The sequence below is a fragment of the Paenibacillus sp. P4_A7 genome (genome assembly GCF_056402455.1).
In genome coordinates, this window is sequence record NZ_JBFUHJ010000152.1 from 1 (window position 1) to 11,710 (window position 11,710).

Sequence of the window (11,710 nt, forward strand, 5' to 3'; positions counted from 1 at the left end):
GTCGCCCGAATGCAGATAATGCGAAGCTACCAGTCATCTTCAACGACTATATGAATTGCTTGATGGCCGATCCGACGACAGAGAAAACCTTACCCTTAGTCGATGCGGCCTCGAAAGCAGGTTGCGAATACTATTGCATCGATGCTGGCTGGTATGCGGACGGGGAATGGTGGAGTGATGTCGGTCTTTGGCAACCCTCAACTTGGCGGTTTCCTGGGGGCTTCCAGGAAGTGCTCGACTATATTCGGGCTAAAGGCTTGATTCCGGGGTTATGGCTTGAGCTAGAGGTTATGGGCATTCATTGCCCTCTGGCGAATCAAGTTCCGGATGAATGGTTTTTCGTGCGTCACGGCAAACGAGTTATTGATCATGGCAGATACCAGTTGGATTATCGTAACCCTGATGTGGTGCAATATGCCGATGAAGTGATCGATCGATTGGTTATGGACTATAAGGTCGGTTACATCAAGATGGACTACAACATTAATGCGGGAATCGGTACGGAAGTTGATGCGGATAGCTTCGGAGAAGGATTGCTCCAACATAACCGGGCATACTTAGCTTGGCTCGACCGGGTATTCGTTCGTTATCCTGATTTAGTAATTGAGAATTGCGGTAGTGGTGGCATGCGTATGGACTATGCTTTGCTAGCCCGACATAGCGTGCAATCGATAAGCGATCAGACGGATTATCGCAAGTTTGCCGCGATAAGCGCTGCAGCTCCAACAGCGGTAACACCTGAGCAGTCAGCTGCTTGGTCTTATCCACTTAAGGAAGGCGACGAAGAAGAAGTCATCTTCAATATGGTCAATAGCATGCTCATGCGTATACATCAAAGCGGTCATTTAGCTGAAATCCAGTCCAATCGGTTTGAATTGATACGCGATGGGATTTCTTACTATAAGAGCATTCGGGAACAAATCCCACAGGCCCTACCTTTCTGGCCGATCGGATTACCCAAGTATGGAGATTCCTGGCTAAGCATGGGACTGCGTAGCGCTGAGAAAACCTATTTAGCTGTATGGCGTTTGCAGAGTGGAGTGGAGGATGTCAAACTTCCTATTCGTGGATTCCAAGGCAAGGAATTATCCGTACATTGCGGCTATCCTAATCGCGAGGACTGCAACTGGAATTGGAATCAAACGGAAGGAATACTAACCGTTTCGCTTCCTTCGGACTTCACTGCAAGGATTTTTGAATTGCAGTGATTGGATAGCCTCTCAGCGTATGCCGGGAGGCTGTTCATAGATTTTTTTGTTAGCGCTCATTCACGGCAAATATAAAGAGTAGGAGGCAAATAGCCATGAAGCTTACAACAATGCCAGGAACCAATCTTAATTTCACTTCCTTGGCGCTAGGAACAGCTGATTTCGGAAGCACAATCCCCGAGGAGCTTTCCTTGCGGATAATTGACCGATTTGTTGAAGGCGGAGGCAACTGGATTGACACGGCAAGGGTTTATGCCGATTGGTTGCCTGGCGGTCATGGAAAAAGCGAGAGAACGGTAGGGAATTGGCTAAGGAAGAGTGGTCTCAGGAAGAAGGTTCTGATTTCCACGAAAGGTGCCCATCCGGATCTGGCAACGATGAATGTGCCACGTCTTACGTGTCAGGATATTAGGTATGACGTCGAGGAGAGCCTGAACTGTCTTGGRGTGGATACGATTGATTTGTATTGGCTTCATCGCGATGATGTGAACAGGCCGGTTAGCGATATTATTAACATACTCAATAAATTGGTTAGAGAGGGGAAAATACGTTATTTCGGTTGCTCTAACTGGTTGCCTAACCGGATTCGGGAAGCAGCTGAGTATGCCAAGAATAATGGATTGCACACTTTCGTTGCGAGTCAGATTCAGTGGAGTTTGGCGGATATCAACAAAGTGGCAGCATCGGATCCTACAACAGTCGCAATGGACAAGGCAGGGCACGAGTTTTACAAAGAGACGGGTTTGACCGTGTTCGCCTTCACTTCGCAAGCGAAAGGTTTCTTTCAGAAATTACACGTAGGCGGTATCAAGTCCCTTAAGGACGCGGTGAAAGATACTTATTTTAGTGAGGCAAACAGAGGGCGAATGGAACGTGCAGTGGAAGTTTCCGAGGAATTGAATATTTCCATCTCTTCAGTCGTGCTTGGCTATTTAATAAGTCAACCTTTTCCTGTCGTACCGATTATCGGTAGCAATTCGCTTGAACAGGTTGAAGATGCTCTGAAAGTGCTTGGTGTGAGCTTAAGCCCTGATCAAGTTTATTACTTGGAACATGGGTGATTATATAGCTTTTCGGAATTACCGCAATAGATGTCAAGGAAAGCAAGATTGGCAAATAGTTTCGTATATTCCGCTCATTTATAATTTGTTGAAGCATTTAGTGGCTATACCGAATAAAAGCTTGATCGTCATTCATGATAGTAAAGCAGTAACAAAAGCTTTTGCTGTGGGAGGAGGCCACTGAAAAAGTCCGAAATCTAAAATAGGATACTCTTCCTCGATTTTTTTGAGGAAGGGTATCCTATTTTCTTGTATAATTAAACTATTAATTTCAGGTGGAGTCTCGGATGATCTCAAACCAACAAACCCTTAATCTCAGTCCATTTATGGCCATTTACGATATAGTTGTGCCGTTAGATAATATGTTACGTCAAATTAATGACCAAGTAGATTTTTCATTCGTCCATGAAGAATTACAGAATAAATATTGTCTCGATAATGGTCGCAATGCCGTGCCGCCCATACGTATGTTCAAATATTTATTGCTGAAATCAATCTTCGATTTATCAGATATGGATGTCGTAGAACGCTCCAAATATGACATGTCTCTCAAATACTTCTTAGATATGACGCCAGAAGATGGGGCACGCCGGTGGTGGAACAAACCGTCATCCACGGGAGCGAAGCGACAAAGCCCGAAGATCCGACGAAGACGGGCTATACGTTCAGCGGCTGGTATACGGACGATACGTACACAACTGCATATAACTTCGATTTGGCTATTACGGGCAACTGACGGCGCATGGGAAGTGGACGGCTAACTCGGTAGAGCCGTCGGGCCATCCACTGGCGAAGAAAATGCGGGAGGCGCTCAAGAATCAGGCGCCTCTTCAAGCGAGTATGTTGTGAAGTCGCAGGATATTGCGTCGGATCAACCTAAAATCACGCTTGCAGCAGGACAGGAGAAGGCAATCATCCCGRTTGATCTGCTCAAGCAGCTTCAACAGCAACATACGCCGCTTACGATTCAACAAGGCGACGCTCTGCTCACGCTTAGCCCCGAATGGGTGTATGAATTGCTGAAGTCCGCCGAAGCGGCCGGGCCTGATAAGCTGACGATCGAACTGAAAACAGTGGTGAAGGTGAAAGGCCAAAGATTTGCTTCGCTTGCCGCCAGCAAGCATAACGCCGATATTTCTTTGCTGGATCAAGTGTGGGAAGTATCGGTAAAATGGAAGCTAGGCGCGAATGAGCAAGCAGCGAAGCCATTCAGCATGCCGCTGACGCTTTCCTGGCCATTCTCGGAAAAACCAGCAAACTACCATCTTTATCGAATCGGAGAGGACGGAGATCTTGTCTACTTGAAGGATGGAGTATCCGACGGTCGGATCACCGTCCAATTCCTGGAGGGAGGCCGGGTAGCGGGCTTGGTATTTGTGAAGAAATTCGATGATCTATCCAAGGTTTAATGGGCGCAGGAAGCCATTCGCGAGCTTGCTGCCAGACAGATTCTGAAAGGCACGTCAACGATAACTTTTGCGCCTAACCGCGAGATAACGAGCGCTGAGTTCGCCGCAATACTGGTAAGAACGCTGGGGCTTGCGGATCGTGGAAGCGGCACATTTGCAGACGTAAGCGCTGATGCATGGTTTGCAGGCGCAGTCAATACTGCTGCACAGGCGGGATTGAGCAATGGTCAAGGCAACAATCGCTTTGCCCCTCATCCGGCAATTACACGCGAGGAGATGGCGGTCATGCTGAAGTGAGCTGTGGAATGGCAGACCAAGGAAGCACTACAGTCTGCTTTATCACATAGCTATGCGGATGACACGCAAATTTCTCCATGGGCCAAAGAAGCAACTCAAGTTTTGGCAGAGATGGATATTATGATCGGACGAGGTAATAACAATTTTACGCTGAAGTTCTCTGTTAATCGTGCTGAAGCAGCACAAGCCATTTATAACTATTTGAATAAGCAAGTGAATAAATAATCGGCTTGTCAAGAGCCCGTGGCATTTCGCACGGGCTCTATTTATGTTTGCGCGGCTAGCCAAGCTAGGCACAGTATTCACTTATAAAGTTGTTTATTTATCTGCGCGAGACGAACGACTTCGGCGTAGTGGGCGGGAGAGCCAGACGTTTACATTAGTTTCTAGACTTATACAAACAGCGGATGACTTCTGATTTTAGGAGTTATCTTTTTTTGTTCCACGACTACTGCCATATCTTCAACTCTATCTCTATGTCTATCTCTATCTCTATGTCACCATCTGTCACTCTGCCTCTATGCCCAAGTTTGTTGATACCTATCTCCATGAAAATACCTGTTCGTCTGACGGCTCGGAAGTGTAGCTAACTTAGTTTCACTTTGTGAAACTATCGTGGGTTATCATGGAATTTGAGACGAGCTAATTTCAGAATTTGCAATTAAATCACCAAAAGGAGGCTCAGATCAAGCAAATTCAGCGATTAATTTCAAATTCTGAAACTGAATCACAGCTTATCCTTTTGCTCTCTGATTTAATTACAAATATTGAAACTAACAGACATCGCTAATAAGGCTGAGGACACAGAAGTGCTTACTCGTGAACATTTCCCCAATTTTGGTCTCTAGAAAGTTATTTCGAATGTAAATACAGCTACTGATAGTCAAAGAAAAAGGGGTAGTTCCCTGTTTGATAGGGAGACAAAGCAATGGATGAAAGAATAACTCTACTACTATTTTATATTACAAACATGATTTTGTAACATTGTAGACAATCATACACTGTTGAATTATAATGTTTGTAAGATATGGAAAATCATTAACGCGAGCCGAGGTGGGGAGTTTTTGAATGGGAAACTTGAGGGGAAATCTGTACTGATAACAGGTGCCGGGCAGGGTCTAGGMGAAGCAAYMGCGCACCAATTCGCAGTTGAAGGAGCACAGGTTGCCGTRTTGGATTATAACCAAGAAGCGGCCGAGCGCGTAGCGGCTTCGATTATAAAGGCCGGTGGAAGAAGTATAGCTATTCATGCGGATGTTAGTAACGCTGCGCAGATGGAACAGGCAGTTGCCTTAGTGAACGACCAATTCGGAAGCTTTGATGTTCTGGTTAACAATGCAGCTATTCAAATTATGGGGCCATTGCATGAATATGAGGAAGCTGATTTCAATCAGACGATTAATGTGAATTTGAAGGGTGTATTTTTGGGGGTGTAAATATGCACTTCCCATCATGATGAGACAACGAAGCGGTGTCGTATTGTCGGTCAGCTCGGTGCTAGGTGTAGTTGGTGACCCAGATCTATCTATATACGGTGCTACTAAAGGGGCAATCATTGCCCTGACTAAGTCCATGGCTGTTTCCTATGGACAATATGGCATTCGGGTGAACTGCATATGTCCCGGAGATGTGCAAACACCGATGGTTAAGCAATTTTTCGATTTTCAGCCTGATCCTGCTAAAGCGCGGGAGGAAGTATATCGACATTATCCACTACGTCGAATTGCTGAGCCTGACGAGGTTGCTAAGACACTAGTGTTCCTCGCTTCGGCCGATGCATCTTTTATTTCAGGAAATCACTTGTTTGTTGATGGTGGATTAACAGCAGAAGTTTATTGAAATTATGGGGGAGTAGGGTTCAAATGGAGAACACGAGCAATTTAGAAAGTCAGAAAGTTCGCAAAATTAGCTTTGAAGGTGATGCTCTTCGGATGTCTATGGATTGGACGGTAGAAGATTTGAATAAGGTTCAAGTGCTTGTCGAGAGTACTCACGGAGCGAGCCATCCCAGCTCTTACCACCTGGACGCATTGATCAGCGAGGTCGAGAAAGGCGTTTTCCAGATGGGCGGTAAGCCTGCGATTTATACAACTACAGATATATGTGACGGCATAGCTCAGGCGCATAATGGAATGAGTTACTCACTACCATCAAGAGATATGATCGCCTCGATGGTAGAAATTCATGCTCTGGCAACACCGTTCGATGCGATGGTACTGTCATCGGCAGGGGATAAGGCGGTTCCTGCTCATTTAATGGCCATTGCTCGACTTAATATTCCGGCAATTCATGTGCCTGGAGGTGCAATGGGCGCAGGCCCGTGCATGAGATCTAATGAAGAGTTATGGCATATGAGCGTGGAAGTAGACCAGGGGAAAATGACGAAGGAAGAGTTTTTGGCATTCCAGCGAGCATGTTGTCCGACCTGTGGGGCTTGTCAATATATGGGTACTGCAGCAACTATGCAGGTGATGGCAGAAGCTTTGGGATTGGCATTGCCTTGGTCAGCTCTTATTCCGGCGACGAATGCTGAGATCAGTCGAGCAGCACGGGCAGCTGGACAACAAGTCATGCGGCTTGTACAGGCAGAGATTACGCCTTCCAAAATTCTAACGCGCGAAGCATTCGAAWATGCGATTATGGTTCATTCCGCTATCGGCGGATCGCTGAATGCTGTCATGCATCTGATCGCGATTGCTCGTGAAATCGGCGTGCCGCTGGAAGCACAGGAGATCGATCAGATTCATCGACGCATTCCAGTGCTCGTGGATACGAAAACCGCAGGTCAATACCCGACGGAATTGTTCTGGTACGCAGGCGGGGTGCCGCAGGTAATGCTTGAACTTGAACAGTTTCTACATCTTGATGTATTAACAGTGACAGGAAAGACATTGCGGGAAAACCTTGAAGAATACCGCAAAAATGAAATGCCGCGATTTGCCGAAATGTTCTTAGCGAATTACAAGTTGAATCGTCGGAATGTCATTTACCCGATCAGCAAGCCGTTGAAGTCGGAAGGTTCACTTGCTGTACTGACTGGTAATCTAGCTCCACGAGGAGCGACGATTAAGAAGTCGGCCGTTTCTTCATCTATGATGGTGCATCAAGGACCGGTAAAGGTATATGACACGGAAAGAGAAGCAGTAGATGCAGTTGTAAATAAGGTTATTGTACCTGGTGATGTCATTATAATTCGATATCAGGGACCGCGAGCGACTGGAATGCCGGAGATGTTCTTCATGTCGGAGCTTATCGCATCTGATCCTGTACTCTCGCATACAACATCACTCGTAACAGACGGTCGATTCTCGGGCGCAACTCGCGGACCTTGTGTTGGTTATATGGGACCTGAAGCTGTAGATGGCGGACCGATTGCGGTTGTTGCTAATAATGATCTGGTTCTGATTGATATTCCTAATAGGAGAATAGATATTGTTGGAACAGAGGGTGTGGAACGCACGCAAGCGGAGATCAAGGAAATTATTGAAAAGCGTATGCTAAGCTGGTCAGCTCCGGTCATTTCTCATAAGGGTATACTCGGACAATACACGAAGCTGGCAAGACCTGCTCTCGAAGGCGGATCATGTTCAAGTTATTAATAGTAATTAGCAGGGATAACCATGTGACTTATAAGCTCATATTTTGAATTTTATTACTAACACTTGAACTTATTGGAGGGCTACTTATGGCTAAAAATTATCAAACCTCGACTGAATTGTATGAACAGTCCAAAAAGTATTTGGCAGGCGGAGTAGCTTCATCGCTGCGCGCAGCGATGAAGCCGACGCCTTTATTCGCGAAATCCGGCAACGGTGCGCGTATTAAAGATGTGGACGGCAATGAGTATATCGATTATCTGCTTGCTTATGGGCCGCTTATTCTGGGACACGCACATCCTGCTCTGACTCAAAGTGTGGCTGAGGCTATGAGCTCAGGTGCTACTTATGGGTTGCAGCATACCGGAGAGATTGAGCTTGCGAAGCTGCTTACGGAAATACTGCCATGTGCAGATCGCGTTGTGTTGAGCGGTTCCGGTACAGAAGCAGTGATGTTGGCATTGCGTCTAGCGCGTGCCCATACTGGCAAACAGAAGATTGTCCGATTCCACGGACATTATCATGGCTGGTCGGATACCATTTTTACATCGTTTCCAAGCTCAGACATGCGACAATCTGCCGGGATGAAGGCTTCATCCAATGATGCCGTGCAACCGGGAACCGGGGGACAAAGTGAGATCAGTCTGCAAGAAGTAATCCTGCTTCCTTGGAATGATAAGGATGCGCTGGAAACAGCTTTGCGCAACCATAAAGACGAAATAGCTGCCGTTATAACAGAGCCTATCATGTGCAATTCTGGATGTATTCAGCCGAAGGAAGGTTATTTACAGCATATGCGTAAACTGACTGAGGAGCTCGGTATAGTCATGATTATGGATGAGGTTATTACCGGATTCCGGCTAGGGCTTGGGGGAGCGCATGGCAAGTTCGGTATTAAACCTGATTTGGTTACCATAGGCAAGGCGATGGGCGGTGGTATAGCAATTAGCGGAGTTGCAGGTAAAGCAGAAATTATGTCACTGATTGAGAACGGAACGGTCAGCCACCTCGGAACATTGAACGGCAACTGTGTATCGACGGCGGCAGCGTTGACTATTTTGAATGAACTGGGTAAGGACGATGGAGCGATTTATGGACAGATGGAGCAAATAGCGAGCAAGCTGGTCGAAGGCATCCGATCGGTGCTTGTGGATCATCGTATTCCTGGGGTTATTAATCAATTAGGACCGGTTTTCCACTTTATGTTTACAGAGCAAGAAAGAGTAGAAGATTTCGTCTCATTCAACAAGCGTGACGGAGCGAAATATGCCCGTTTGGCAGAACTGATGCTTGATGAAGGTGTGCTCATTCGTCCTAATGGTCTTTGGTATGTGTCCGCGGTGCACGGAGATGCAGAAATTGCTGCAACACTGCAAGCTCTAGAGCGTGCGGTTGCTCGAATATAAACGGCTTTGCGGTGAACTTGGACGCCCGGAGGATATAATCAAAACCGAACTTTTTCTAGCTTCTGACGATTCGTCCTTTATGATGGGTTCGTCGCTTTATATTGATTGAGGAGCCACTTTCGGAAAAAATGCCTAAAAACGGAGGAAATAAATGAAAACACTTACTTTTATAAAAGAGGGCCAATCAGCGTTAGGAATGAAGGTTGGAGAACGTGTGCTTGATGTTTTAGGCGCACTGGCTGTATATGGTGGGAATGCTCCGCGATGCGACATGGAATTGATTCAAGGAGGCAACGAAGCGATAGCTAAACTGGAGCTTCTGGCGAACCAGGCTCAGATGAACGAGGATGTGTGGCTCCAAGAAAGTGATTTGGAATGGGGACCTTGCGTAACCCGTCCGAACAAGATGATTTGTGTAGGATTGAACTATAAAAAACATGCGGATGAAACAAATGCTCCTTACCCTGAGGTGCCCATCTTATTCAACAAATTCAATAACACGCTTACCGGAAACCTTTGTAACATCGGGATTCCTCGTGTTACTGAGAAGATGGATTACGAAGCTGAGTTAGTAATCGTAATCGGAAAAGAAGCGAAGTATGTGCCGCAGGATCAGGCTTTGGCTCACGTATATGGATACACAATTGTGAATGATTTGTCTGCCAGGGATTTGCAATTGCGAACGCAGCAATGGCTGCTTGGTAAAACCTGTGATGATTTTAGTCCGCTTGGTCCTTATTTGGTGTCGGCTGATGAGGTTGGAAATCCCAATCAACTGAGCGTACGCACAACTGTTAACGGCGAGGTCAGACAACATTCGAACACTTCGGATATGATATTTTACTGTTCTGAGATTGTTAGTTATATTTCCCAGCACATGACATTGGTGCCCGGAGATATTATCTTGACGGGAACACCGGAAGGCGTAGTTCTAGGCAAGCCGCTGGATGAACAGGTATATCTTCAACCGGGCGATGAGGTGACGATTGCTATAGAGAAACTAGGTCAACTAACCAATCGATTTATTGCGGAAACTCCTGATCGTCGTTCAGAATGGAAAAGGTAAAGCGAGTACTTCCACCTGGATCTATCGTTACAAAAGTGAGAAGGAGATGGACAAAATGAGTAACGAATTGTATGTAAGCCGAGCGATTACTGCACCCTCGGGCTTCACCGCAGGAATTGAAGGGCCCGCTTGCGATCAAGCAGGCAATCTGTATGCGGTAGAGTTTGAGCGGTCGAATACAATTGGTAGGGTTACACCTAAAGGCGAGTGCAGTGTATATGTTGAATTACCTGATGGAAGCACGGCTTCAGGAATCCGATTTAATCGAGCGGGCGAGATGTTTTGCGAGAGATTCAGTTAATAGGTAAAAACTGTACGAACATTACCTTTGGTGGACCCGATGGCCGCACCTGTTATGTGACGATCTCTGATCATGGCAACGTTGAGATGTTTCGTAGTGAGCTGCCCGGAAGGTGCTGGAGTATGACAGCCAATCAGAATTATACGTAATCATGAGCTTGGAAAATAATCTTTTATCGTATTGATGAGGGGGAACAAGCGGCTATGAAAATATCAGTTATAGGTGTGATCCATGAAACGAATACGTTCGCACCTGGAATAACAGAAATAAGAGATTTTACCCATGAGTGGGTGACTGGCAATGAAAGCTTCCTTTATCGCTATACGGGTACCCGTACATCGATGGGCGGCGTTGTAGATGAGGTCAAAGATGCGGGTGCGGAGCTTGCAGCCGGATTCTACACTTCAGCAGTGCCGAGCGGGATGGTAACGGCGGAGACAGCGGATACGCTGCTGGATGCTCTGATTAATTCGATAGATACTACAGCCGACGGGGTCGTCGCCATTTTACATGGAGCGATGGTTTCTGAAAATTATCTTGATTTCGAAGGTGAGCTGCTGCGTCGGATTCGCAATAAGGTCGGGGTACATGTACCTGTTGCCCTAACATTGGATTTACATGCTACAATTACACCACTTATGATTGACCATGTTGAAATCGTAGTTGGCTACGATACTTATCCTCATGTTGATGCGTATGAAAGAGCCAGAGAAGCTACCCAACTGCTTATCCATACAATTAAAGGAAACATTAAGCCAGTACGTGCGCTTAAGTTTCCGCAGATGATCATTGTTCCTCAGACGATGATGACTGAAGAGGATGGAGCATTCAAGGATATTATGGAGCGGGCATTTGCCATTGAGCGTGACCCGAGAGTGTTATCTATAACGGTTGCCGGAGGTTTTCCTTACAGCGATGTCCCTGATGCAGGGATGGCGTTTGTAGTTACGACTGATGGCGATCAAGTGYTAGCGGAGCAGTACGCGGATGAGCTGTGTCAGATGGCTTGGAACAGCCGCGAGCAGCTAACTCATCTAGATACGCCAGTCGTAGAGGCATTCTCCAATGCAATGGCATTGACGGAAGGACCAGTTATACTAGTTGAAGGCTCAGACAATGTCGGAGGCGGCGGACCAGGGGATGCTACGCATACGTTGCAGCACCTGGTTGATGCTTCGAAAACATGCCTCATTGTTATCCGTGATGAAAACGCCGTACTAGAAGCACATCGCCTAGGTGTTGGAGCGATTCTCGAATCCGAGATTGGCGGGAAGAGCGATAAGCTGCACGGCGATCCAGTTCTCATTCGAGGGATAATCCGTCTGTTATCTGACGGGAATTATAAGCATATTGGCGAATATATGAC

Annotated in this window: 12 protein-coding genes and 3 pseudogenes; all 15 read left to right on the forward strand. The window is 46.4% G+C overall.

Features of this window, described 5'->3' with window-relative positions:
- A partial coding sequence (locus AC1DWN_RS17975; protein ID WP_477560282.1) for a glycoside hydrolase family 36 protein occupies positions 1–1,208 on the forward strand: 1,208 nt, incomplete at its 5' end.
- A 95-nt stretch (positions 1,209–1,303) separates the two neighbouring features.
- On the forward strand, positions 1,304–2,269 hold the full coding sequence (locus tag AC1DWN_RS17980) for an aldo/keto reductase (RefSeq protein ID WP_477560283.1): 966 nt from the start codon (positions 1,304–1,306) through the stop codon (positions 2,267–2,269).
- Positions 2,270–2,556: 287 nt separating this feature from the next.
- A pseudogene (locus AC1DWN_RS17985) lies at positions 2,557–2,850 on the forward strand (transposase); the annotation flags it as partial.
- A 264-nt stretch (positions 2,851–3,114) separates the two neighbouring features.
- On the forward strand, positions 3,115–3,678 hold the full coding sequence (locus tag AC1DWN_RS17990; RefSeq protein ID WP_477560284.1) for a hypothetical protein: 564 nt from the start codon (positions 3,115–3,117) through the stop codon (positions 3,676–3,678).
- A 12-nt stretch (positions 3,679–3,690) separates the two neighbouring features.
- Positions 3,691–3,771, forward strand: a pseudogene (locus AC1DWN_RS17995) (S-layer homology domain-containing protein); the annotation flags it as partial.
- A complete protein-coding gene (locus AC1DWN_RS18000) occupies positions 3,763–3,975 on the forward strand; it encodes an S-layer homology domain-containing protein (RefSeq protein ID WP_477560293.1) in 213 nt (70 codons plus the stop codon). The pseudogene AC1DWN_RS17995 and the gene AC1DWN_RS18000, both read left to right, overlap by 9 nt.
- A gap of 3 nt (positions 3,976–3,978) precedes the next feature.
- Positions 3,979–4,200, forward strand: coding sequence for an S-layer homology domain-containing protein (locus tag AC1DWN_RS18005; RefSeq protein WP_477560285.1), 222 nt, complete (start codon positions 3,979–3,981; stop codon positions 4,198–4,200).
- An 839-nt stretch (positions 4,201–5,039) separates the two neighbouring features.
- Positions 5,040–5,411, forward strand: a complete 372-nt coding sequence (locus AC1DWN_RS18010; protein ID WP_477560286.1) for an SDR family NAD(P)-dependent oxidoreductase — start codon at positions 5,040–5,042, stop codon at positions 5,409–5,411.
- A gap of 16 nt (positions 5,412–5,427) precedes the next feature.
- Positions 5,428–5,814 (forward strand): SDR family oxidoreductase, encoded by a 387-nt coding sequence (locus AC1DWN_RS18015; protein WP_477560287.1) that lies wholly within the window; start codon positions 5,428–5,430, stop codon positions 5,812–5,814.
- A 23-nt stretch (positions 5,815–5,837) separates the two neighbouring features.
- On the forward strand, positions 5,838–7,574 hold the full coding sequence (ilvD, locus tag AC1DWN_RS18020) for a dihydroxy-acid dehydratase (RefSeq protein ID WP_477560288.1): 1,737 nt from the start codon (positions 5,838–5,840) through the stop codon (positions 7,572–7,574).
- Positions 7,575–7,660: 86 nt separating this feature from the next.
- Entirely contained in the window at positions 7,661–8,977 is a 1,317-nt protein-coding gene (locus AC1DWN_RS18025; RefSeq protein WP_477560289.1) for an aspartate aminotransferase family protein, read from the forward strand.
- Between the two features lie 4 nt (positions 8,978–8,981).
- Positions 8,982–9,086 (forward strand): annotated as a pseudogene (locus AC1DWN_RS18030) (short-chain dehydrogenase); the annotation flags it as partial.
- A gap of 42 nt (positions 9,087–9,128) precedes the next feature.
- Positions 9,129–10,043 carry a fumarylacetoacetate hydrolase family protein gene (locus AC1DWN_RS18035; protein WP_477560290.1) on the forward strand — a complete coding sequence of 305 codons (915 nt, stop codon included), beginning with the start codon at positions 9,129–9,131 and terminating at the stop codon, positions 10,041–10,043.
- 55 nt (positions 10,044–10,098) lie between these two features.
- Positions 10,099–10,344, forward strand: a complete 246-nt coding sequence (locus tag AC1DWN_RS18040; RefSeq protein WP_477560291.1) for a hypothetical protein — start codon at positions 10,099–10,101, stop codon at positions 10,342–10,344.
- 203 nt (positions 10,345–10,547) lie between these two features.
- Positions 10,548–11,710 (forward strand): M81 family metallopeptidase (locus tag AC1DWN_RS18045; protein WP_477560292.1); only part of this gene is annotated, 1,163 nt, incomplete at its 3' end.